The sequence below is a fragment of the Microbacterium sp. Au-Mic1 genome, assembly GCF_021341785.1.
In the GTDB taxonomy this organism is placed as follows: domain Bacteria; phylum Actinomycetota; class Actinomycetes; order Actinomycetales; family Microbacteriaceae; genus Microbacterium.
Map to the genome: position 1 here is coordinate 63,693 of NZ_JAJTTF010000009.1, position 23,318 is coordinate 87,010.

The following is a 23,318-nucleotide window of genomic DNA, read 5'->3' on the forward strand; positions in this document are numbered from 1 at the left end:
CGTCTCGGTCTGCGTTTCGTCTCGGGCGCTGCGCGTCCTCGCTCGACGACCATCCGGCGTCCTCGCTCAACGGCCCCGGGGTGAGGCGCGCGAACGGCGGGCGCTCAGACGGCGACGAGCTCGCCGACCTCGGCTCCGATGCGACGGCCCACCTCGGTGAGGAGAGCTGTGGCCTCGGCCATGCTGCGGGCCGGATCCGGCTCCAGCTCGCTGAGCGCATAGACGCGCTCGAATCCTGCCGCCCTGGCCGCCTCGGCGCTGAGCGTGGAGCGCCCGCACACGGCGACGACCGGGATGCCGGCCGCGCGTGCGGCTGCGGCCACGCCGAGCGGGGTCTTGCCGCCCAGGCTCTGGTCGTCGAGACTGCCCTCGCCCGTGATCACGAGGTCGGCCCTGGAGTCGCCGGCGCCGAGCGCCTCGGCGAGCCCCGTGAGGCGCTGCACGACCTCGACGCCGGGCTCGCGCCGGGCACCGAGAGCGGCCAGCGCCGCATAGCCCACGCCGCCGGCGCCGCCCGCTCCGGGCAGCGTCGTGGCGGCGCGGATGCCGGGCTGCTGCTCCAGCAGCGCGGCGTAGCGCGCCAGAGCCGCGTCGAGCACGGCCACGTCCTCCGCGCTCGCCCCCTTCTGTGGGCCGAACACCGCCGGAGCGCCACGCTCGCCGAGCAGCGGGTTGTCGACGTCGCTCGCGAGCACGATCTCGACCCCGGCGAGACGCGGATCCAGATCCGTCACATCCACCTCGGCGATGCGCGCGAGCGCCCCGCCGCCTCCGGGCAGTTCCTTCCCGTCGGCGTCCCGCAGCGCGACGCCGAGCGCCTGCAGCATGCCCGCGCCGCCGTCGGTGTTGGCGCTGCCGCCGATGCCGAGCACGATGCTGGTCGCGCCGTGGTCCAGCGCCGCCGCGATCAGCTCTCCGGTTCCGCGGCTGGTGGCGCCGAGCGCATCCTTGACGCCACCGGGCAGCTGGTCGAGTCCGCTCGCCGCGGCCATCTCGATGATGGCCTGCGCACCCCGCACGCCGAAGCGCGCGTCGACGGGCCGGCCCGTGGGCCCCGTCACCGTCGCGGTGACCGCCTCGAACCCGGCAGCGAGGGCGGCGTCGACCGTGCCCTCCCCGCCGTCCGCGACGGGGACCGCGTCGATGGCGGTCCCCGGCGCGGTCGCGGTGATCCCCGCCGCGAGCGCGGCGGCGACCTCCGGGCCCGTGGCGGAGCCCTTGAACTTGTCCGAGGCGATCAGGATGCGCATGGTGGCCTTTCTACTTCCGGCTCGTCGGCTTCGCCTACAGGCTACGGGTCGACGGACGGCTGTTTCAGTCGAGCAGCGCGTAGATGGCCTCGGGGGCGTCGGCGGGCGACGTCGCGAGGTCCTCGAACTCGTTCATCGTGTCGAGGTCGGCGCCCATGGCGATGTTGGTGACGCGCTCGAGGATGACCTCGACGACCACCGGCACCTGGAACTCGTCACGCAGGCGCTGCGCCTCGGCGAAGCCCGCGGCGAGGTCCTCGGGACGCTCGACGCGCAGCGCCTTGGCACCCAGGCCCTCGGCGACCTTGACGTGGTCCACGCCGTAGCCGGTGGCGATCGAGGACGAGTCCTGCGGCGTGTTCACGTTGTCGAACGCCAGCGACACCTCGTAGTCCATCTCGAAGCCGCGCTGCGACTGACGGATCAGGCCCAGGTAACTGTTGTTGACGACGACGTGGATGTACGGCAGCTTGTGCTGCGCGCCCACGGCGAGCTCCTCGATCATGAACTGGAAGTCGTAGTCGCCCGAGAGCGCGACGACCTGCTCGCCCGGCTTGCCGCGCACGACGCCGAGAGCGGCGGGGCCGGTCCAGCCCAGGGGGCCCGCCTGACCGGCGTTGATCCACTTGCGCGGGCCGTAGACGTGCAGCAGCTGCGCGCCCGCGATCTGCGAGAGGCCGATCGTGGTGACGAAGGTGGTGTCGCGGTCGAACGCGGTCAGCATCTCCTGGTACACGCGGTGCGGCTTCATCGGCACGTTGTCGAAGTTGGTCTTGCGCTGCAGGCGCGCCTTGCGGTCGCGGCACTCCTCGGCCCAGCCGTTGTAGTCGGGCAGTTCGGCGACGCGCTCGCGAGCGGCCTCGAGCAGGACGTCGATGAACGCGCCCGCGTCGGAGACCACGCCGTAGTCGGGCGCGAAGACGCGGCCGATCTGGGTGGGCTCGATGTCGACGTGCACGAAGGTGCGGCCCTTGCGGTAGGTGTCCAGGCCGCCGGTGTGGCGGTTCGCCCAGCGGTTGCCGATGCCCAGCACGAAGTCGCTCTCCAGGAAGCTCGCGTTGCCGTAGCGCTGCGAGGTCTGGATGCCGACCAGGCCCGCGGCGAGCGGGTGGTCGTCCGGGAGCGCGCCCCAGCCCATCAGGGTCGGGAACACGGGCACGCCCAGGGTCTCGGCGAGCTCAACGAGCTTCTCCGAGGCGCCGGAGTTCACGATGCCGCCACCGGCGATGATCGCGGGGTGCTTCGCTGCGACGAGCATGTCGAGCACCTTCTCGGCCTGCGCACGGGTGGCGACGGGCTTGGCCACGGGCAGCGGCTCGTAGGTGTCGATGTCGAACTCGATCTCGGTCATCTGCACGTCGAAGGGCAGGTCGATGAGCACCGGTCCGGGACGGCCGGAGCGCATGATCTGGAACGCGGACTGGAAGACGCCGGGAACCTGCGCGCCCTCGAGGACGGTCTTGGCGAACTTCGTGACCGGCTTCGCGATCGACGCGATGTCGACGGCCTGGAAGTCCTCCTTGTCGAGCTTCGCCACCGGAGCCTGGCCGGTGATGCAGAGCATCGGGATGGAGTCGGCGATCGCCGCGTACAGGCCCGTGATCATGTCGGTGCCGGCGGGGCCGGAGGTGCCCAGGCAGACGCCGATGCGGCCGTCGCCGGTGCGGCTGTAGCCGTCGGCCATGTGGCTGGCGCCCTCGACGTGGCGGGCCAGGGTGTGCCGGATGCCGCCGTTGGCGCGGATCGCGGAGTAGAGGGGGTTGATGGCGGCGCCGGGGAGGCCGAATGCCTCGTCCGCGCCTTCCTTGATCAGGATCTGGACGATCGCATCGACTGCACGCATGCGGGTCATGGGAGTGCTCCTTGGGAGAAAGTTCGTGTGTGGGAGTCGGCGCGTCAGTCGCGGCCGGAGAGCTCGGTGGTGAGCTTGAACAGGCCCGAGTGGTCCAGGCCGCCGTCGCCGCGGGCGACGAGCGCGTTCACGAGCTGTGCGACAGCGGCGCCGAGCGGGACGGTGACCCCGACCGAGCGCGCAGCCGACGTGACGATGCCCAGATCCTTGTTGTGGAGGGCGAGGCGGAAGCCAGGCGCGAAGTCGCGGTTCAGCATCTTCTGGCCCTTCTGGTCGAGGACCTTGGATCCGGCGAGTCCTCCGCCGAGAACCTTCAGCGCTGCATCGGTGTCGACGCCGAACGCCTCGAGGAACGTGACCGCCTCGGCGAGCGCCTGGATGTTCACGGCGACGATGAGCTGGTTGGCAGCCTTCACGGTCTGGCCGGCGCCGGCGGGGCCGACGTGCACGATGGTCTTGCCGATCGCGTTCAGGACCGGCTCGGCCTTGGCGAAGTCATCCGGGGATCCGCCGACCATGATCGAGAGGACGGCGTCGATCGCGCCCTGCTCACCGCCGGAGACCGGGGCGTCGACGACGCCGAGGCCTGCGGCGACGGCCTCCTCGGCGAGCTCCTTGGCCACATCGGGACGGATGGACGAGTTGTCGATCCAGAGCGCGCCAGCCTTGGCGTTCGCGAAGACCCCGTCCGGGCCCTGCACCACACCGGCCACGTCCGGGGAGTCCGGGACCATCGTGATGACGACGTCGGCGTCCTTCACCGCGTCGGCGATGCCGGCGGCGCCCGAGCCGCCGGCGGCGACGAGCTTGTCGATCGCCTCCTGGCTGCGGTTGTAGCCGACGACGTCGTAGCCGGCGGTGACGAGGTTGGTGGCCATGGGCAGGCCCATGATGCCGAGGCCGATGAATGCGATGCGGGTCATGTCTTCGCTCCTTCGCGGGAAGTCTGGTGGGGTCAGGCCTGTGCGGCCGCGGGGGTGATCCAGGCGAACGGATCCGCCTGGGTGGCCTTGTACTCGAGACCGATGACGCCGGCGTAGCCGCCGTCCTGGGCGTCGGCGATCCACTGCGCCAGCGGCAGCTCGCCGGTCCCGGGCTCGCCGCGGCCGGGGGCGTCGGCGATCTGGATGTGGCCGAACTCGGCGGCGTGACCGGCGATCACGGCTGCGACGTCGTCGCCGTTGACGGCGAGGTGGTAGAAGTCGGCGAGCAGGCGGACGTTGTCCACGCCCTCCTCGTCCTTCACGCGCGCGATGATCGCGAGCGCATCCGCAGCGGTCTTCAGCGGGTAGGTCTCCATGCCCGAGACCGGCTCGAGCAGGACGATGCCGCCGAGCTCGGCGACCGCGCGGCCCGCGGCGGCGAGGTTCTTCACGGCGAGGTCGTCCTGCGCCTTCGCGTCGACGCCCTCGATGCGGTTGCCGTAGAGGGCGTTGAACGCGGTGGTCCCGAGACGGCGGCCGATCTCGACGACGACGTCGATGTTCGCGGCGAACTCGTCCTCACGGCCGACCCACGACACCAGGCCGCGGTCGCCGCCCGGCATGTCGCCGGCGAAGAAGTTCAGACCCGTCAGCTGCACGCCGGCGTCCTGGATCGCGGCGACGAACGCGTCGACCTCGTCCTGCGCGGGCACGGCGACGGCGAACGGCCACCAGTACTCCACGGCATCGAAGCCGGCGGCCTTCGCGGCGGCCGGGCGCTCGAGGATCGGCAGCTCGGTCAGAAGGATCGAGGCGTTGACGGTGTAGCTCATGAGATCGTCCTTGATGTCTGTCTCGGTTATTGGCTTAATTCCGAATTACGGAAATAAAATCTTGATTGATGAAAGTTTAGGCCGCGGCGGTGCGGATGTCAACGGCTCGGATCCGGGATCCTCTCGGGTCCCCCTGGGTTCGCACTCCCCCGGGAGCGCCCCACCGAGCGGTGAGCTCCGGCGGCGCCGTCGTGTGGTGACCTTCCCTGGTCCCGTGTCGCCCCTTGACCTCCTGGGAAGGGGCCACACGCGACCAGCGAGCAGCACCAAAGGGCGCTTCGGGCCCAGCGAACGCGGGTGAAGGGCGACACGCGACCAGTGAACACCGGACCGGAGCACCCCCGGGGTGCTCCGGAAACGCCGACACGACCAGCGCCCCGGGAAGACGGATCCGCGGATCCTCTCCTGCAGAGACACGGATGCCCTTCGGAAACGCCGACACGACGAGCCACCCGGGAGGTCGCGCACGCCCATACGACGAACGCCGCCCCTGGGGAGCGGCGTTCGCGAGGCCCTTCGACCGGCTCGGGACGGACGTCAGGTCAGGCGGATCTGACGGTTCATGTCCTTGTAGAGCAGGTAGCGGAAGTCCTCGGGGCCGCCGGCGTAGCAGGCCTGCGGGCAGAACGCGCGCAGCAGCATGTAGTCGCCGGCCTCGCACTCCACCCAGTCGTCGTTGAGGCGGTAGACGGCCTTGCCCTGCAGCACGAACAGGCCGTGCTCCATGATGTGCGTCTCGGCAAACGGAATGGAACCGCCCGGCTTGAAGGTGACGATGTTCACCTGCATGTCGTGCGCCATGTCGCTCGCGTCGGAGAAGCGGGTGGTGGCCCAGACGTCATCGGTGTCGGGCATCGAGACCGGCTCGATGTCCTTGTCGCTCGTGACGAACGACGCGGGGGCGTCGATGCCGTCGAGGTACTCGTAGGCCTTGCGGATCCAGTGGAAGCTGGTGCGCTCGGATCCCTCGTTGCGCAGCGACCATTCCGCACCCGGCGCGAGGAACGCGTAGCCGCCCTCCTCGAGCACGTGCGTGGCGCCGTCGAGCGTCAGCGTGAGCTCACCGGCGGTGACGAAGACGACGCCCTCGACCCCGGCCTCGGGCTCGGGCTTCGCGGCCCCGCCTCCCGGCGCGATCTCGACGATGAGCTGCGAGAAGGTCTGTGCCGAGCTCGGGGTCGGACGCGCCAGGATCCATGCGCGGGTGTCCGTGAACCCGGGCAGGCTGCTGGTCACGATGTCGCGCAGCACGCCCTTCGGGATGAAGGTGTACGCGAGCTTGACGACGGCGCGATCGGTGAGCAGATCGGTCTGCGGGGGCAGGCCGCCGGCGGGGGTGTAGTAGGGCATCAGGCCTCCTTCGTGGCGAGAGTCGTGGCGAGTTTCGGGTGTGCGAGGCGGACCAGTTCCGCAGGCTCGGATCCGGTCGCGGAGCGGACCTCGTCGGCCGTGAGCGCGCCGCACTCCAGGCCGCGCACGACGAACCGCGCCAGAGCACGGGCCGTCGCCGGCTCGTCCATGATCGTGGCGTCGCTGCCGTGCAGGTAGTTGTCCAGGCGCTTGGCAGCCGCGGCGAACCCCTCGCGGTAGAACGCGTAGGTCGCGAGGTACCGGGTGGGCAGCTGCGCGGCGTGCAGGTCCCAGCCCTGGTAGTAGCCGCGCTCGAGCGAGCGCCGCACCAGGCGGGCGTGCAGCTTCCACGCCGCGATGACGTGGTCGGGATCTCCGACGGGGATCACGTTGGTGGATCCGTCCGAGATCCGCACGCCGGTCTCGGCGACGGCCACCTGCATGACCTGCTTGGCGAAGTCGGCGGCCGGGTGCTCCATGGACTGGTACGCCGCGGCGATCTGCAGCGAGGCGCTGTAGTCGTAGGTGCCGTAGTGCAGGGCGCTCACCCGGCCGTCGGCCCGGTGCAGGAGCGTCGCGACGGGGACGGATCCGTCCGCCGCGACGATGAGCTGCGGCGTCTCCATCTGCACCTCGAAGCGAAGCCGTCCCGCGGGCAGCCCGAGTCGCTCCTCGAACAGCTCGCACAGCGAGACCATGGCCTCGACCTGCTCGACGGTGGTGACCTTGGGCAGCGTCAGCACGAGGCCGTCGGGCAGCGGGCCGTTCGCGACCAGCGTCGACAGGAACAGGTCGAGCGTGCGGATCCCGCGCCGGCGCGTCGGCGCCTCGAAGCACTTGAACCTGATGCCGATGAACGGGGGCGCGACGCCGGCGGCGACGGCCTGGGCGACCCGCTCGGCGGCGAGGATCGCGTCCGCGTCCTCCTCGTCGTCACCTCGGGCGCCGTAGCCGTCCTCGAAGTCGAGGCGCAGGTCCTCGATCGGTTCCGCGACGAGCTTCTCGTCCACGAGGGGCGCGAGCTCGGCCGCGAGCGCGCCGAGGCCGACGGCCTGGGCCAGTGCCACCGTGCCGCCGAAGTCGGCGACGGCCTGCGCGGCCGCCTGGCCGAACTGCGCCGGCAGGTCGAGCCGGAACCGGTCGGCGGGCACGTACAGCGTGTGCACGGGCTGACGGGATCCGTCGTCACCGGGGTACTCGGTGGCGAGCAGCGTGTCGGTGCCGGAGAGGCGGGCGTCGATGTCAGCGAGGTCGGCCTCGCCCAGGGTGCCTGCGGACAAAGGGCTCACTCCTTCGACGACTCGACGACGCGCACGATCGCCTCGGCGACGGCGCCCGCCACGAGCGGGTCGAACACGCTGGGGATGATGAAGCTCGCGTTGAGCTCGTCATCGCCGACGCGGTCCGCGATCGCCTGCGCGGCTGCGACCAGCATAGGCGGCGTGATGTCCGACACGCCCGCGTCGAGGAGGCCCCGGAAGAAGCCGGGGAACGCCAGCACGTTGTTGATCTGGTTCGGGAAGTCGCTGCGCCCGGTGGCGACGACCGCCGCGTGCTTGGACGCGAGGATCGGGTCGACCTCGGGGGTGGGGTTCGCCATCGCGAACACGATCGCGTCGTCGGCCATGCCGGCGATGTCGTTCTCGTCGAGCACGTTCGGGGCGCTCACGCCGATGAACACGTCCGCGCCGACGAGCACCTCCTTGAGGGTGCCCTTGACCCCGCGGGGGTTGGTCGTGGCGGCGAGCTCGATGCGGTGCGCGTCGGTGTACTCCTCGTCGCGGTTGATCGCGCCGTTGCGGCCGCAGGCCACGATGTCGACGGCCCCCTCGGCGAGCAGCAGCTGCACGATCGCGTTGCCGGCGGCACCGACGCCCGAGACGACGATCCGCACCTCGCCGATCGTCTTGTCGACGACCTTGAGCGCGTTCTGCAGGGCGGCGAGCGTGACGATCGCAGTGCCGTGCTGGTCGTCGTGGAAGACGGGGATGTCGAGCTCGTCGCGCAAGCGGGCCTCGATCTCGAAGCAGCGCGGAGCCGCGATGTCCTCGAGGTTCACGCCGCCGTAGACCGGGGCGATCGCCTTGACGATCTTGATGATCTCCTCGGTGTCCTTGGTGTCGAGGCAGACGGGCCAGGCGTCGACGTTCGCGAACTGCTTGAACAGCGCGGCCTTGCCCTCCATGACGGGCAGTGCCGCCTCGGGGCCGATGTCGCCCAGTCCCAGCACGGCCGTGCCGTCGGTGACGACCGCGATCGTGTTGCGCTTGACGGTGAGCTGTCGGGCCTTGCTCTTGTCCTCGGCGATGGCCATGCAGATGCGGGCGACGCCGGGCGTGTACGCACGGGACAGGTCATCGCGGTTGCGCAGCGGCACGCGCGGCACGACCTCGAGCTTGCCGCCGAGGTGCATCAGGAACGTGCGGTCGCTGACCAGGCGGACCGTGACGCCCTCGAGGGCGTCGATCGCGTCGCGCACCTGGTCGGCGTGCTCCTCACCGGTGGTGTTGCAGGTCAGGTCGACGACGATGGTCGCCGGGTGCGACTCGACGACGTCGAGTGCAGTCACGACGGCGCCGGCGGCAGCGGCGGCCGCGGCGAGCTCGCTCGTGACGGTGAAGTTGGACGGCGCGTCGATGCGCAGCGTGATCGAATTTCCGGGACCCGGGTTCGCCATGATTCCTCCTCATCGAGGCGTCCCGGGCGGAGGCCTCGGGCGCTGTTGCGGTGATGAACTCTTTACAAGTTTCGTATTGTGGACACTATTATCTCTATCGTGGAAGTTTCGCGCAAGATGAGATTCGAATCCTCTCGGATTTCCGGCTCGGGACTCTCGCATGATGGAATTACCCAAGGACGGGAGCTGACATGGCGGAGAATCCGAGCATCACGGGCGTGAAGGACGCGGAGCCGAAGACCGGCAGGGCTGCGGGATCGGGCGTGCAGTCCGTCGAGCGCGTGTTCGAGCTGCTCGAGCTCGTGACCGACGCCGGCGGCGATGTCACGCTGAGCGAGCTGTCCGCGTCGACGGATCTCCCGCTGCCGACGATCCACCGCCTGCTGCGCACTCTGGTCTCGCTCGGCTACGCGCGCCAGCTGCCGAACCGCCGCTACGCGCTCGGGCCGCGCCTGATCCGGATCGGCGAGGGAGCATCCCGCCAGTTCGGCGCGCTCGCCCGCCCGCAGCTGAAGACCCTCGTGGACGCCCTCGGCGAGAGCGCCAACATGGCCGTGCTCGACGGCGACATGGTCGTGTACGTCGCCCAGGTGCCCTCGCAGCACTCCATGCGCATGTTCACCGAGGTCGGCCGCCGTGCCAACGTGCACGACACCGGCGTCGGCAAGGCGATCCTCGCCCAGCTCGACGACGACGTCGTGCGCGGCATCGTCGGGCGCACCGGCATGACGACCCCCACCTCGTACAGCATCGGCACCGTGGACGCGCTGCTGGCGGAGCTGGATCTGATCCGCGAGCGCGGGTACTCGATCGACGAGCAGGAGCAGGAGATCGGCGTGCGCTGCTACGCGATGGCCGTGCCGGGCGCCCCCACCCCGACCGCGGTCTCGGTCTCCGGTCCGATCGCGCGCGTCACCGAGGAGTTCGCGCAGCGCGCCGTGCCGCTGCTGCGCGAGGCCGCCTCCGCCATCGCCGCCGACCTGGAGGCCTGAGCCGGGGCGCGCGAGCGCCCAGGTGAGGCATCCCCGGCAGTCGCGGCGAGGCCGCGTCCGGCGCGCCGTGGCGTGGCTGCCCGCCGGCGAGACTGCGCGCCGGGCAGTACCGCGCGGCTGCCCCGCCCGACGAGATGGAAAATGTCGCCCCGAGCCCGCCAGGAGCGACGTTTCCCATCTTGCGGATCCTCAGCTGCGGCCCGATGCTCCGCGAGCACGAGCTCGTAGGGACTGTGACAGAACCATCTCGTTCGGCGTGCATGCCGTCATGGCAAGCATCGGACGGGAATGGAAGGTCAGACCTGATCTTCCTGTCGCAGACGCCGGAGGGCGAGAGATAGCGCGAGCAATCGCATCGTCAGGATGTCACTCGGCAGCCACCTCGCCACCTGGCCGTGGCGGGCCGAAACTCAGCGGGTATCCCTGAGCAGCCGCCCACTGGACCCAACCAGGTTGCACCCACTCCCCCGTGAGATATTGCGGGTGCTGTCGGTGCCTTGCATGCGCCCAGAGCACGAACACGAGTTCGGCCCAGTCAGAGAACAGCCGCCACGTGAGCGGACCGCGTGTCGATTGCCCCTGCATCACCACAGTGCTCGGGCCCGCTGCCTGTAACAGGTCGATGGATCCCCAATCCCATCTCCACAGGCCCTGCAGGTCTTGAATGTAGAACCCGTGGTTCGTGACAGTGATCTGCCCCGATGTCTGATGCCGCCACGCGAGAGCGGCGTTCTGAGCGGCCTGTGCTCGTCGATTCGCGTTTCCGGCTGCGGAGGCCGTGGCCGTGGCGGCGAGGAGGGCAAGACCGAACACACCGGTCCCGCCCGCGAGAAAGGTCGAGCTCTGGTAGGACCCGTCCCCGGCGGACTTGTACTCGTCGATGATGAGAGGTCCTGCCGCGATAGCGGTCTCCCCCTCAACGAGCGGGAACATCGTGGCGATCGGCGCCGATGTGCTAGCAAGTCCGCTCTCGAGCTCATACGCGATACGGCAGGTGTGCCACATCGCCGTATCTGCAGGCATCCAGCTTCGATCTTGCATGACCCTCTCCCCCCTGGAGCGCATTGTGAGTCTAGCTCCGGTCCGCTGCCACCTGTCGGCCGCTGACACATGGGGCCAGAACGTCTCGTACTCCGCGATGCCCTCAACCTGATGCTCCTGCATGGGGCAAGGAGCACCTGGCGACGGCCAGCGACAGCACCCTGCGCCGGGAACTTCTGTCCGCTCAGGCTTGACGCACTGCGATGGCGCGGCGAATCCGGCGCAGGAGCGCGGCGGATCCGTCCGTCAGGTCGAGCTGGGTGATCCGGATCACGATCCATCCACGATCCTCGAGCTCGCGCTGGCGTTGGATGTCGCGTCGCCACTGTGCGGCATCGGTGCGATGCCCATCACCCTCGTACTCGATCGCGATCTTCCACTGCGGATACGCCAAGTCGATGCGCGCGAGGAGACGTCGGCCATCGCGGACCTCATGCTGGACCACGGGCTCGGGCAGCCCAGAGTCGACGAGGAGCAGGCGTGTCTCGGTCTCCTTCGGCGACTCGACTCCAGTGCGTACCCGGGGCAATGCTGTCAGGATCGTCTGCCGCCCGGGGAAGCGCCCCCACTTCCGCACGCGCTCGGCGATCTCGTCCGACGTGTACACCGGTCGCCCCTTCCGCAGGTCGGGGTAGTTGTCGGCCTTCGTAAGCAGAGCGTCGAGCAGGACCACCGCCTGCGCGACGTCCACATCGTTCGCGCAGCTGAGCACCGCGGCGACCGGATCCACGACCGGCGCGGATGCGATCCACCAGGTGCGGGCACGGTCCTCGATCAGGCGACGACCGCGGATCCCTCTGCTCTTCGGCGGCGTCACATCAGGCGGCACGACGACTTCCAGCGGCTCGCCCGGGGTCCAGCCCCGTGGATGCGGGAGGCCCCAGAGCCGCGCCGCCGTCACCCCCACGAACCGCTGCCGCGGGTTCAGACGGCGCGAACCGCACGCGACGAGATCCGAGAAGCTCTCCGGCGCCTGGGCCGTGCGAACCCCGCGGAATGGCCGATGCAGATCGCGCGCATCGGACCGGGCGCGATTGATTCCCGCGGCCGCGGCTTCGCGCAGTGTGAACGTGGTTCCGAGTGACGTCGGTAGCGGGATCCGGTGATGCATGTCCCGATGCTCGCCGACGCCGAGGTTCAAAGGGTTGCCCGTCGCGGAATCCGTGGAGACACCGTCGCACAAGGCTGCTGTGGAGAACGAACGAGCTCCGAGCCCGGATCCGAACCGGAACCGGACCCGATCGGATCCGGACCTGATCGGATCCGGACCTGATCGGATCCGGACCTGATCGGATCCGCGAGATGGAAAACGTCGCTCCCCGGCCCGCCGGAGCGACGAGATCCATCTTGCACCGACGATCTCACCCCAGAGGAGATGAAAAACGTCGCTCCCGATGAGTTGAGAGCGACGTTTTTCATCTCGCGCGCGTGAAGCGCAGCGGGCGTCCTTCATCTCGCGCGCGTGAGGCGCAACAGGTGTCCTTCGTCTCGCCTGCGGCTCGCTCAGGAACCAGTCCACGCCGGTCCCTGGGCGAGCGCAGCGCGACGAAGGGAACCCGTCAGTGTCACTCCGCGTCGGTGCCGCTCGTGCCGGCGTTCACGTCGAGCAGACGGTACCTCTCGGCCGCCTGCGCAGGGACCGATGCGTCGATCTCGCCCCGCTTCGCGAGCAGCTGCAGCGTCCGCACGACGACCGAGGGGCCGTCGATCTTGAAGTACCGGCGGGCGGCGGCGCGCGTGTCCGAGAAGCCGAAGCCGTCGGCGCCCAGGGTCGCCCAGTCGTTCGGGACGAACTGGCGGATCTGGTCCGGCAGGTCCTTCGCGTAGTCGCTGACCGCCACGATCGGGCCGTGCGCGTCCGCGAGCTGCTGCCGCAGGAACGGCTCCCGAACCCCGCGCCCGAGGAACTCGTCCTCCTCGGCGGCGACCGCGTCGCGGCGCAGTTCGGTCCAGCTGGTCACGGACCAGACGTCGGCGTCCACGCCCCAGTCGTCGCGGAGGAGCTGCTGCGCCTCCTGCGCCCAGGTCACGCCGATACCCGACGCGAGCAGGTGCGCCTTGGGCGCCTCGACCGGGGCGATCCGGTGGATACCGCCCAGGATCCCCGCCACGTCGACGTCCTCGGGCTCGGCAGGCTGCACGATCGGCTCGTTGTAGACCATGAGGTTGTAGATGTAATTGCGGTCGGTCGAGTCCGCGCCGTACATGCGCTCGATGCCGGCGCGCATGATGTGGCCGATCTCGTAGCCGAACGCGGGGTCGTACGTGATCACCGCGGCGTTCGTCGCCGCGAGAAGCGGCGAGTGCCCGTCGGCGTGCTGCAGCCCCTCACCGGTGAGCGTGGTGCGCCCGGCGGTCGCCGAGATCAGGAAGCCGCGCGTCATCTGGTCGGCGGCCGCCCACAGCGAGTCGCCGGTGCGCTGGAAGCCGAACATCGAGTAGAACACGTACACCGGTACGAGCGGCACGCCGTGCGTCGCGTACGCGGTGCCCGCTGCCGTGAAGGCCGCGATGGATCCGGCCTCGTTGATGCCGACGTGCACGATCTGACCCGCCGTGGACTCCTTGTACGAGAGCACGATGTCACGGTCGACGGCGAGGTAGTTCTGCCCGTTCGGGTTGTAGATCTTCGCGGTCGGGAAGAACGCGTCCATGCCGAAGGTGCGCGCCTCGTCGGGGATGATCGGGACGATGCGCTTGCCGAACCCGGGGTCGCGCATGAGGTCCTTCAGCACCCGCACGAACGCCATGGTGGTCGCGGCCTGCTGCTTGCCGGATCCGCGGGCCGCCACCTCGTACGCCTTGGGGTCGGGCAGCGCGATCTCGCCGGAGGCGTTCGGGCGCCGCTCGGGCAGGTACCCGCCGAGCGCCGCGCGACGCTCCTGCATGTAGCGGATCTCGGGGGCGTCGGCGCCGGGGTGGTAGTACGGCGGCTCGTAGGGGTTCGCCTCGAGCTGCTCGTCGCTGATCGGCACGCGCAGATGGTCGCGGAAGTCCTTGAGGTCCTGCAGCGTCATCTTCTTCATCTGGTGCGTGGCGTTGCGCGCCTCGAACCGCGGGCCGAGGCCGTAGCCCTTCACGGTCTTGACGAGGATCACGGTGGGCTTGCCGTTGTGCTCCATCGACTGCTGATACGCCGCGAACACCTTGCGGTAGTCGTGGCCGCCGCGCTTGAGGCCCCAGATCTCGTCGTCGCTGAGGTGCTCGGCGAGCTTGAGCGCGCGCGGGTCGCGTCCGAAGAAGTTCTCCCGGATGAACGCGCCCGACTCGCCCTTGTACGTCTGGTAGTCGCCGTCCACGGTCGTGTTCATGACGTTCAGCAGCGCACCCTCGGTGTCGGCGTCGAGAAGGGCATCCCACTCCCGACCCCAGACGACCTTGATGACGTTCCAGCCCGCGCCGCGGAAGAAGCCCTCGAGCTCCTGGATGATCTTGCCGTTGCCGCGCACCGGGCCGTCCAGGCGCTGCAGGTTGCAGTTCACGACGAAGGTGAGGTTGTCGAGCTTGTCGTTGGCGGCGAGCTGCAGCAGCCCGCGGCTCTCCGGCTCGTCCATCTCGCCGTCGCCGAGGAACGCCCAGACGTGCTGGTCGCTGGTGTCCTTGAGTCCGCGGTTGTGCAGGTAGCGGTTGGACTGCGCCTGGTAGATCGCGTTCATCGGGCCGATGCCCATCGACACGGTCGGGAACTCCCAGAACTCCGGCATGAGCCGGGGATGCGGGTAGGAGCTCAGGGCATGCCCCTCGCGGGACTTCTCCTGACGGAAGCCGTCGAGGTCCTCCTCGCTGAGGCGGCCCTCCATGAAGGCGCGGGCGTACATGCCGGGCGAGGCGTGGCCCTGGAAGTAGATCTGGTCGCCGCCGCCGGGGTGGTCCTTGCCGCGGAAGAAGTGGTTGAAGCCGACCTCGTACAGGGTCGCGGCACCCGCATAGGTGGAGATGTGGCCGCCGACGCCGATGCCGGGGCGTTGCGCGCGGTGCACCAGGATCGCGGCGTTCCAGCGCATCCAGGCGCGGTAGCGGCGCTCGAGCTCCTCATCGCCGGGGTAGGCGGGCTCATCGGCGACCGAGATCGTGTTGACGTAGTCCGTGGTCGCGTTCGGCTCGTCGACCACGCCGGCGCGGGCGGCCAGCGTGCGCACGATGTGCTCGCCGCGCTCGGCGCCGCGCTGGGCGACGAGCGCATCCAGCGACTCGAGCCACTCGGCGGTCTCTTCGGGGTCGTGATCCAGGGTCTCGGATCCGAGGGCGGCGGAGCTGCTCTGTTCGTGCATCTTCGGCCTTTCTGTGGGATGTATCGGGAGGCTGCCGGTCGGGCAGCGGGGCTGATCTGCTAGATGTAGGTGGCTGCGGGTTGCGCAGCGGGTCTGAGGTTCGAGGAGTGACGATGAGCGGACGCATCGCCGTGGTGACGGGTGCAGGATCGGGGATCGGGCGCGCCGTGGCGCGAACGATGCTGGAGGCCGGCTACCGCGTGGCGCTGGCAGGGCGGCGCGAGGCTGCGCTGGCGGAGACGGCGGCCGGGCATCCGGACGCGCTGGTGCTCCCGACAGACGTGACGGTCGAGGCCGAGGTGGACGCGCTCTTCGACCGCGTGGTGCGGGAGTGGGGCCGCGTCGACGTGCTGTTCAACAACGCCGGCGCGTTCGGCCCGGCGGTCTCGGCAGCCGACATCGCCCTGGACGACTGGGAGCGGACGCTCGCCGTGAACGTCACGGGCGCTCTGCTGTGCGCACGGGGGGCGATGCGCGTGATGCGCGCGCAGAACCCGCAGGGCGGCCGGATCATCAACAACGGATCCATCTCCGCGCAGGCGCCCCGCCCACTCTCGGTCGCCTATGCGGTGAGCAAGCATGCGCTCACGGGTCTGACCCGGTCGATCGACCTGGACGGACGACCGCACCGCATCTCCTGCGGCCAGATCGACATCGGCAACACCCGCACCGAGATCATGGACGAACTCGGCGTCGGCTCCGGGGCACTGCAGGCCGACGGCAGCCGCAGGGTCGAGCCCACGTTCGACGTGGACGCCGCAGCGCACACCGTGCTGCTCATGGCGGATCTGCCCGCGGAGGCCAACATCGGCGCACTCACGATCACCGCGAGCGGGATGCCCTTCGGCGGACGCGGCTGAGGGATCGCGGGGGTTCGCGATCATCGGCGGACCTCCTCGTCCCTCCCGTCGCCTTCCGGGGCCCGGGCTTCGTGCTCGATTCCGGATCCAATAATCTCGAATCATGGAATAGTTCTTTCAGGATGCGTAACTAGTTTCCTCCCGCGAGGGGGTCTTTGTCAAGGTTCCGGAGGGCGTGAGACCGCCCGGAGACGACGAATGCGGGGCCCGGCGAACCGGGCCCCGCATGTCGTATCGGCGTTGCGGCAGCGCTCAGCAGAAGCCGGCGATGCCGTCCCACGACCAGTGGTCGGTGTCGGCGCCGTCGCGCAGGAACGACGCCTCGATGAGCCCGTAGGGACGGTCGGCGGCGAAGAACACCTCGTTCGGGTTCTCCAGGCCGAACGGCGACAGGTCCACGACGAAGTGGTGCTTGTTCGGGGTGGAGAAGCGGATCTCGTCGATCTCCGGGTGCGCCTCGAGCACGGCCTCGGCCATCTCCTTCAGCGTGTGCTGCAGGGCGTACGAGTAGTTGCGCGAGAAGCCGGCGAGGAGGAGGCGGCGGACGTCCGCGTAGACCTCGTTGAAGTCGAGGTCGTTGCGGTTGTAGCGCCACTTGGCCGTCACCGAGGTGGCGAGGATGCGGTCCTCGGTCTCGGGGAGGGTCGTGTACGGGTCCTTCGGGTAGCCGACGAAGCCGCTCGCGGTGGACTTGAGGACCGTGAGGTCCTGCAGGCCGGCGATGATCGTGGTGTCGTCGCCGTCGATCTGCACGACCGCGGTGCGGGTCTCGGTGCCGCCGCGCACGAACGAGTGGTCGTGCTCGCCGTTGTCGCCCTCGATGCGCAGCCAGGTGTACTGCTCGGCCGCCCAGCGCCCGCCGGTCACCCAGTCGAAGCCGCCGGTGAAGTGCTTGCCCAGGCGGAGCAGGAACTCCTCGGGGCTGCCGATGCCGTCCTTGGCGAAGGCGTAGACCGTGTTCTTCTGCGTGTCGGTGGCGACGACGTGCTCGTTGTTGCCGTCGAAGTGCGCCGAGGCGAAGTCGCCGCGCAACTGCGAGGTGACGTTCAGGTCCTCGATCTCGTGGCGATCGGTGTCGCGGGTGATGCGGACGACGCGGTTCTCGGCCTTGCCGTACTGGTTCTTGCCCAGGATGATGCTGGTCATGTCGGATTCCTCTTAGCTTCCTCGGTAGGTGGAATAGGCGAACGGACTGAGCAGCAGCGGCACGTGATAGTGCGCCTGCTCGGCGTCGACCTGGAAGGTCAGCACCACCTCCGGGAAGAAGGCGTCCGTCTTGATGCCGGCGAAGTAGGCCGCGGTGTCGAACCGGAGGCGGTAGGCACCGCTCTCCAGCCGCTCCGGGCCGAGCGCTTTCACCCGCCCGTCAGCATCGGTGAGGCCCGTACCGATCCCCGACCACCCGTCGCCGACTCGGGCCTCGAGTACGACGGCAACGCCGGGCGCGGGGCGCCCGAGTGTGGTGTCCAGGATGTGGGTGGTCACGTGGGAGACGCTCATGCGCTCGCTCCTTCGGTCTCGATGGCCGCCGCAAGGCGCAGCGCCGCGATCTCGCGCAGCTGCTGATCCACGACGGCGAGCTCCTGCTCGTCGGTGTTGCCGAGCCGCTCCTGCAGCAGGGCCAGGATGTCCTCGGCACTGCGGCCGGCCGCGCGGATGAGGAAGACGCGGTCGAACCGCTCCTCGTAGGCGCGGTTGCCCTCGGCGAGCGCAGCGGCCGTGACCTCGTCGACGCTCGGCTGCTCGCGACGCGAGTGCGCGGCTTCGGCGCTGGTGCCGTCGACCTTGGCGCCGATGCGCGGGTGGTGCGCGAGCGCCCCGTCCAGCTCGGCTTCGGCGAGCGGCGCCGCGACCTCGAGGGCGGCGGCGGAGAGCGCGTCGACCGAGGCGTACGGGCGGCCGTCGACGATCGCGTCGATCCAGCGGACGATGTCCAGTGCGGGCTTCACGGCGGCGATGGCGTCGGCGCGGCCGGTGGAGTTGAACTCCTCGAGCAACATCTTCGATCCTCAGGCCATGCTGGCATCCGGCGTGTAAGGGCTATACGGTCGGATCCTATCGACAGGATCTGATCTCATCCAGTGGATGACTTTCCGTATGCCGGAACTGTTGTTTCAGCATGTGTAACTATTGTGCGGACCGGATCCGAGGATGTCAAGCAGATCCGCGAAAGTTCCCCGATCGGGCCCCAGACCGGCGTCACGATCGGCACGCCCTGTCACGATCAGCACACGTGTTGACGTGGATCCGTGTGCCGATCGTCGCACCGTGTCCCGATCGTCGCACGGAGGACGCGAAGAGCGCACCCCCAGTGATCTCCGGAGATGCGCTCTGCACGACGTGATCCAGACGCCGGGCTCGCTTCAGACGCCGAGCCCGCGTCGGGCGACGGGCTCGTTTCAGACGCCGAGCTCGGCGCGCAGGCGCGCCACGTGGCCCGAGGCGTCGACGCCGTATTCGGCGCGCTGCACGACGCCGTCGCCGTCCAGCACGAACGTGGAGCGGATGACACCGTCGAAGGTGCGATCGCCCACGGTCTTCTCCCCCCACACGCCCCAGGCCCGCGCCACGGCAGCGTCGGTGTCGGCGAGCAGCGGGAAGGTCAGGCCCTCGGCGTCGGAGAAAGCGCGGATGTCGGCGACCTCGTCGGGCGAGACGCCGATCACGGAGTAGCCGGCGGCGTCGAGCGACGACAGGCTGTCGCGGAAGTCGCAGGCCTCGGTGGTGCAGCCGGGGGTCGCGGCCTTGGGGTAGAAGTACACGACGACATTGCGTCCGCGGTAGTCCTCGAGCGAGACGCGAGCACCGTCGGCGTCGTCGAGGGCGAAGGCGGGCGCGGTGTCGCCGGCGGCGAGGCGAGTGGTCATGATGTCTCCGTTCGGATGGGGGTCAGCGGGTGGGCAGTACGCCGAAGGCCTCGGCGAGCTGCATGATCTTGCGGGCGCGGCCGAGGCGGGGCAGGTCGCTGCCGTCGCGGACGATGCGACCGCGCGCGTCGAAGTCCTCGAGGAACTCGTAAGCCCACTCCACGTCGGTGCGGGTGGGACTGATGACCTCGTTCACGACGGGAGTCTGGTCGGCCTGCAGGCAGAGCTTGCCGGTCATGCCCATCGACACCGTGATGGCCGACTGCTCGCGCAGGATCGGGTGGCTGGATCCGACGGTCGGACCGTCGATCGGGCCGGGAAGCCCGCCCGCGCGGCTGGAGATCACCAGGCGCGCCCGCGGGTAGGCCATGGCCTCGCGGTCGGCCGACATGCCGGTGTCGCGGCGGAAGTCACCGCTGCCGAAGGCGAGCCGGAAGGCGCCCTTCGCCCGGGCGATCTCGGTGGCGTTCTCGATGCCGACGGCCGACTCCACGAGCGCGACGACGGGCACCTTCGCGCCCAGGCGATTGAACGTGTCCATGACCTGGCCGCCGTACTCGGTCTTGGCGAGCATGACGCCCTGCAGCCCCGGAGCGTCGCGCAACCCGTCCAGATCCGGGGACCAGTGCTCGCTCGTCGCGTCGTTGATGCGCACCCAGGCGCGGTGGGGGTTGCCGTTCTCGTCGGCGCCGTGCAACCAGCGCACGACGTCGTCGCGCGCGGAGTCCTTGTGGCTGGCGTCGACGGCGTCCTCCACGTCGAGCACCACGGCGTCGGCATGCGAACGCGCCGCGTCGTCGAACGTCTCCGGCCTCGTCGCCGCGACCAGGAGCCACGAGCGCGCCAGCTCCGGCGCGATCTCGCGCGGGCCAGGGGTGGGCAGCGGAGCGTTCATTTCATTCCATTCTATGAAACTTGACTTTTACAATACGAAAACTGTACTCCTGGTGGCACGCAGGCGCCAGCCTGGAGCGGACGTGGGTCTCAGCCGCGCAGTGCGACCACGGCGTCCCAGAGCGCCGCAGCCACGGCACGCTTCGACCCCGCGGCCGTCGCGACCACGGCTCCGTCCGGACCGATGACCTCCACGGCGTTGTCGTGCTTCTCGAAGCCGTGCTCGGCGTCGGCGAGGTTCACGGCGAGCAGATCGGCGCCCTTGCGCTCCCGCTTGCGGCGGGCGCGTTCGCGCCGGGCGGCAGGATCCGTGGCGGTCTCCGCGGCGAAGCCGACGATGACCTGCCCGTCCGGAGCCCCGCCCTCGCGGCGAGCCGCGCCGAGGGCCGCCAGCACGTCCTCGTTCTCGACGAGGTCGATGCGCTCGAGGATCCCGTCCTCCTTGGTGAGCTTGTGCGCGGCGGCCTGCGCGGGCCGGTAGTCGGCGACCGCCGCCGCCATGACCACGGCATCCGCACGGGCGGCGGCGTCCTTCATCGCGGTCGCGAGCTCCGCGGCCGTCGCGACGCGACGGATCCGGATCCGCGGATGTCCCGCCTCGGCGAGGACGTCCCCCGTGAGATTCGCCGCGACGAGCTCGACCTCGGCGCCGCGGGTCGCCGCCTCGACGGCGAGGGCCGCGCCCTGCCGCCCGCTGGAGCGGTTGCCGAGGTAACGCACGGGGTCGATCGGCTCGCGAGTGCCCCCCGCGGACACCACGACGGCGAGGCCGGCGAGGTCCTGCGGGGCGAGCAGGCGCAGCGCGGCCTCGGCGATCGCCTCGGGCTCGCTCATCCGGCCCGGTCCGCTGTCGCCGCCGGCGAGCTCGCCGTCGTCCGGCCCGATCAGGTGCACTCCGCGCCCGGCGAGCGTGCGGAGGTTCGCCTGCGTCGCGGGGTGCGCCCACATCTCTGCGTGCATCGCGGGGGCGATGAGGACGGGCGCCGTGGTCGCCAGGAGCGTGGTTCCGAGCAGGTTGTCGGCGATGCCCGCCGCCATGCGCGCGATCGTGTTCGCCGTGGCGGGGGCGACGACGACCAGATCGGCACCCTGGCCGAGTGCGACGTGGCGCACCTTCGCCACGTCATCGTGCACGCTCGTGGTGACGGGGTTGCGGCTGATCGCCTCCCACGTCGGCGCGCCCACGAAGCGCAGCGCATCCTCGGTGGGGACGACCGTGACCGCGTGCCCGGCCTTCACCAGGAGCCGCACGAGCTGCACCGCCTTGTACGCCGCGATGCCGCCGGAGACCCCCACCACGATGTCCATCCCTCGATTCTGCCATCGGCATCCCGTGGCCCGCCGTTATGCAGGGATCCCCCGCCGTTCGACATGGCCACCGCGTCAGATGCGCCCGTTTCGGACCCCGGACGACTCCTTCTCGCGCCTTCACCCTGCACGACGGCGCGAGCGACCTGCACAACGCCGCGAACACGGCCTCGCCCTCCGGCGCCCTGCCTAGACTGATCCCGTGTGCACGGTCGTGATCGAGGTCGACGGGACGGGGGCGCGGCTGTTGGCCGTGCGGGACGAGGATCCGCTGCGCGAATGGGACGCGCTGGGCGAGTGGTGGCCGGATCGCCCGGGCGTCTCCGGGATCCGCGACCGCCGCGCCGGCGGGGCCTGGCTCGCCGTCGATCCGGCATCGCACCGGCTGGCCGTGCTGCTGAACCGCGCCGACGTGCTCGATCTGCCCGACGAGCTCGCCGTCTCCCGCGGCACTCTCGCGCTGGCGTCCGTGGCCGGCGTCTCGCCGACCGGCTCGGAACGCATGCACGGCTTCAATCTCCTCGAGGTCTCCCCCGCCGGTGCCCGCGTGCTGTCCTGGGACGGCACCGTGCTGCGCGAGACCCCGGTGCCGGCCGGGGTGCACATGATCGCGCACTCAGACGTCGACGACGCCGACACCGCACGCATCGCGCGCTGGCTGCCCGAGTTCCGCGCGCACCCGACGCAGGATGAGGACTGGCCGCAGTCCTGGATCCGGCTGCTCGCGACGACCGCGGAACTGGATCCGGCCGACGACCGCGCGATCATCCGCGACAACCGCCCGCACGGGTACCCGACGCAGTCGCTGCTCTACTGCACGGCCTCGGTCGGCGCGGAGGGCATCGACGTCCGCTACCACGCCCTCCCCTCACCCGCGCACTGGGGCTGAGCACGCCCGACGCAGCCCACGGCGAACCCGGCCGGAGGGTCGCCTGTCCCGTCGCGTCGCCGCCGTGCAGGAGCGGTACGTTCTCAGCATGACGGATCCGCAGCAGCCCTTCTCCGCGCCTCAGCCGCCGGTCGCGAACCTGCATCCCGGGGCCGCGCCCGCCGGCATGCCTCACCAACCTCCGGCCCCCGGATTCGTGCCGCCCGTCGGGGACGTGAGACCCGCGCCGGCTCAGCCGCTCGCGCCGACGTACCCGGGATACGGATACCCGGCGAACGGCGAACCGGGCGCAGCCAGTCTGCAGAATCCGGCGAAGGGCGCCGGGATCGCGACCACCGCGGTCGTGCTGGCCTCGGTAGCGTTCGCCCTGGAGGTGCTCCGCTACATCGGTCTCTCGGTGGCGTACGCCGTGTCCAGCGATGCGACCCTGCCGCAACCGGTGTCGATGGCGATCGACGTCGCCCTCTTCCTGCTGTACGCGGGCGCCGTCGTGCTCGCCCTGATCGGGCTTCCGCGCCGCTCCGGGCGGCTCCGCTCGGGGATCGCCCTGGGCCTCGGCATTTCCGGCGCGGTGTATCTGGTGCTGCAGTTCGTGTTCACCTTCATCCCCTGACGCCGATGGTGACCTCCTCTCCCCGGCTCCCTGTGGTTCCTGGCCGGGTGATCCGGCAGCCAGCGGCGTCGAACGATGACCTCGCGCGCTCGGTCGAACTGCTGCGCGAAGTCGCGACCGGAGCGGGCCCTCAGCGGTTGCTCCGCCTCTACACGCCCGTGCCGACGCTCGCACTGACCCGGCGGGAGAGCCTGATGCCCGGCTACGACATCGCCGTGGCGGCGGCGGAACGGCTCGGCTTCACGCCCGCGATCCGCCCGACCGGCGGCCGCGCCGTCGCCTACGACGAGACGTGCCTCGTCTTCGACCTCGTCGAGCGCGAGGAGGCGCATGCCGACCCCACCGCGTTCTTCGCGCAGGCGGGCAGGACGATCGTCGACGCGCTGCGCGGGCTCGGCGTCGATGCCCGGCTGGGCGAGGTGCCGGGCGAGTACTGCCCCGGCGAGTACAGCATCAACGCCCGCGGCGCCGTGAAGCTCGTCGGCACCTCGCAGCGCGGTGTGCGCGGCGCACGTCTGCTCAGCGGGATGCTCGCGTTCGGCTCCGTCGACAGCTTCGTCGCGGTGCTCACGGAGGCCAATGCCGCGCTGGGGCTCGAGTGGGATCCGCGGACCTTCGGGTCGATGCTCACCGAGGCTCCTGGGGTCTCGCGCGAGGATGTCGAGGAGGCGCTGGCGGGGGCGCTGATCGCCTGACCG

General features: G+C 70.2%; 21 protein-coding genes. 5 read left to right on the plus strand and 16 right to left on the minus strand.

The genetic code is table 11. The features are described 5' to 3' along the window. Window positions 1–104: 104 nt before the first annotated feature. From LXM50_RS13250 to LXM50_RS13280, 7 genes are all read right to left on the minus strand, one after another. On the minus strand, window positions 105–1,250 hold the full coding sequence (locus LXM50_RS13250; protein WP_233311804.1) for a glycerate kinase: 1,146 nt from the start codon (window positions 1,248–1,250) through the stop codon (window positions 105–107). Between the two features lie 64 nt (window positions 1,251–1,314). Continuing rightward, complete coding sequence (gene gcl, locus LXM50_RS13255) at window positions 1,315–3,102, minus strand: glyoxylate carboligase (protein ID WP_233311805.1); 1,788 nt, start codon at window positions 3,100–3,102, stop codon at window positions 1,315–1,317. 44 nt (window positions 3,103–3,146) lie between these two features. Beyond that, window positions 3,147–4,025, minus strand: coding sequence for a 2-hydroxy-3-oxopropionate reductase (locus LXM50_RS13260; protein ID WP_233311806.1), 879 nt, complete (start codon window positions 4,023–4,025; stop codon window positions 3,147–3,149). A gap of 32 nt (window positions 4,026–4,057) precedes the next feature. Next, window positions 4,058–4,858: a hydroxypyruvate isomerase family protein gene (locus LXM50_RS13265; RefSeq protein WP_233311807.1), complete on the minus strand. Its 801-nt coding sequence runs from the start codon at window positions 4,856–4,858 to the stop codon at window positions 4,058–4,060. A 537-nt stretch (window positions 4,859–5,395) separates the two neighbouring features. Then, the gene (locus LXM50_RS13270) at window positions 5,396–6,211 is read right to left on the minus strand and encodes a bifunctional allantoicase/(S)-ureidoglycine aminohydrolase (RefSeq protein ID WP_233311908.1); all 816 of its coding nucleotides are present in this window, start codon (window positions 6,209–6,211) and stop codon (window positions 5,396–5,398) included. Further along, on the minus strand, window positions 6,208–7,488 hold the full coding sequence (locus tag LXM50_RS13275) for an aldolase/citrate lyase family protein (RefSeq protein WP_233311808.1): 1,281 nt from the start codon (window positions 7,486–7,488) through the stop codon (window positions 6,208–6,210). The genes LXM50_RS13270 and LXM50_RS13275 overlap by 4 nt, the downstream gene beginning before the upstream one ends. Window positions 7,489–7,493: 5 nt before the next feature. Continuing rightward, window positions 7,494–8,885, minus strand: a complete 1,392-nt coding sequence (locus LXM50_RS13280; protein ID WP_233311809.1) for an NAD-dependent malic enzyme — start codon at window positions 8,883–8,885, stop codon at window positions 7,494–7,496. Window positions 8,886–9,076: 191 nt separating this feature from the next. Here LXM50_RS13280 and LXM50_RS13285 point away from each other — a divergent pair, with 191 nt between their 5' ends. Further along, on the plus strand, window positions 9,077–9,877 hold the full coding sequence (locus LXM50_RS13285) for an IclR family transcriptional regulator (RefSeq protein WP_233311810.1): 801 nt from the start codon (window positions 9,077–9,079) through the stop codon (window positions 9,875–9,877). 366 nt (window positions 9,878–10,243) lie between these two features. On the opposite strand, the gene LXM50_RS13290 is transcribed toward LXM50_RS13285, so the two are convergent. The 3 genes from LXM50_RS13290 to aceE form a co-directional block, all read right to left on the minus strand. Further along, window positions 10,244–10,918 carry a hypothetical protein gene (locus tag LXM50_RS13290; protein ID WP_233311811.1) on the minus strand — a complete coding sequence of 225 codons (675 nt, stop codon included), beginning with the start codon at window positions 10,916–10,918 and terminating at the stop codon, window positions 10,244–10,246. 184 nt (window positions 10,919–11,102) lie between these two features. Beyond that, complete coding sequence (locus LXM50_RS13295) at window positions 11,103–12,029, minus strand: hypothetical protein (RefSeq protein ID WP_233311812.1); 927 nt, start codon at window positions 12,027–12,029, stop codon at window positions 11,103–11,105. Between the two features lie 454 nt (window positions 12,030–12,483). Continuing rightward, window positions 12,484–15,189, minus strand: coding sequence for a pyruvate dehydrogenase (acetyl-transferring), homodimeric type (aceE, locus tag LXM50_RS13300; RefSeq protein WP_233311813.1), 2,706 nt, complete (start codon window positions 15,187–15,189; stop codon window positions 12,484–12,486). Between the two features lie 113 nt (window positions 15,190–15,302). On the opposite strand from aceE, the gene LXM50_RS13305 reads away from it, so the two are divergent. Next, window positions 15,303–16,049: an SDR family oxidoreductase gene (locus LXM50_RS13305; protein ID WP_233311814.1), complete on the plus strand. Its 747-nt coding sequence runs from the start codon at window positions 15,303–15,305 to the stop codon at window positions 16,047–16,049. A 252-nt stretch (window positions 16,050–16,301) separates the two neighbouring features. Here the strand turns inward: LXM50_RS13305 and pucL are convergent, their stop codons facing one another. From pucL to coaBC, 6 genes are all read right to left on the minus strand, one after another. Next, the gene (gene pucL / locus LXM50_RS13310) at window positions 16,302–17,195 is read right to left on the minus strand and encodes a factor-independent urate hydroxylase (RefSeq protein WP_233311815.1); all 894 of its coding nucleotides are present in this window, start codon (window positions 17,193–17,195) and stop codon (window positions 16,302–16,304) included. A gap of 12 nt (window positions 17,196–17,207) precedes the next feature. Beyond that, window positions 17,208–17,549 carry a hydroxyisourate hydrolase gene (uraH, locus tag LXM50_RS13315; RefSeq protein ID WP_233311816.1) on the minus strand — a complete coding sequence of 114 codons (342 nt, stop codon included), beginning with the start codon at window positions 17,547–17,549 and terminating at the stop codon, window positions 17,208–17,210. Continuing rightward, complete coding sequence (gene uraD / locus LXM50_RS13320; RefSeq protein ID WP_233311817.1) at window positions 17,546–18,049, minus strand: 2-oxo-4-hydroxy-4-carboxy-5-ureidoimidazoline decarboxylase; 504 nt, start codon at window positions 18,047–18,049, stop codon at window positions 17,546–17,548. The genes uraH and uraD overlap by 4 nt, the downstream gene beginning before the upstream one ends. 399 nt (window positions 18,050–18,448) lie before the next feature. Further along, the gene (bcp, locus tag LXM50_RS13325; protein WP_233311818.1) at window positions 18,449–18,916 is read right to left on the minus strand and encodes a thioredoxin-dependent thiol peroxidase; all 468 of its coding nucleotides are present in this window, start codon (window positions 18,914–18,916) and stop codon (window positions 18,449–18,451) included. A gap of 22 nt (window positions 18,917–18,938) precedes the next feature. After that, complete coding sequence (locus LXM50_RS13330) at window positions 18,939–19,811, minus strand: CoA ester lyase (RefSeq protein WP_233311819.1); 873 nt, start codon at window positions 19,809–19,811, stop codon at window positions 18,939–18,941. 89 nt (window positions 19,812–19,900) lie between these two features. After that, the gene (coaBC, locus tag LXM50_RS13335; RefSeq protein ID WP_233311820.1) at window positions 19,901–21,118 is read right to left on the minus strand and encodes a bifunctional phosphopantothenoylcysteine decarboxylase/phosphopantothenate--cysteine ligase CoaBC; all 1,218 of its coding nucleotides are present in this window, start codon (window positions 21,116–21,118) and stop codon (window positions 19,901–19,903) included. A gap of 202 nt (window positions 21,119–21,320) precedes the next feature. Between coaBC and LXM50_RS13340 the strand changes: the two genes are divergently transcribed. The 3 genes from LXM50_RS13340 (at window position 21,321) to LXM50_RS13350 (ending at window position 23,315) form a co-directional block, all read left to right on the plus strand. Continuing rightward, on the plus strand, window positions 21,321–22,007 hold the full coding sequence (locus LXM50_RS13340; RefSeq protein ID WP_233311821.1) for an NRDE family protein: 687 nt from the start codon (window positions 21,321–21,323) through the stop codon (window positions 22,005–22,007). Window positions 22,008–22,095: 88 nt separating this feature from the next. Then, window positions 22,096–22,620 (plus strand): hypothetical protein, encoded by a 525-nt coding sequence (locus tag LXM50_RS13345; protein WP_233311822.1) that lies wholly within the window; start codon window positions 22,096–22,098, stop codon window positions 22,618–22,620. A 47-nt stretch (window positions 22,621–22,667) separates the two neighbouring features. Continuing rightward, window positions 22,668–23,315 carry a lipoate--protein ligase family protein gene (locus tag LXM50_RS13350; protein WP_233311823.1) on the plus strand — a complete coding sequence of 216 codons (648 nt, stop codon included), beginning with the start codon at window positions 22,668–22,670 and terminating at the stop codon, window positions 23,313–23,315. Window positions 23,316–23,318 lie beyond the last annotated feature (3 nt).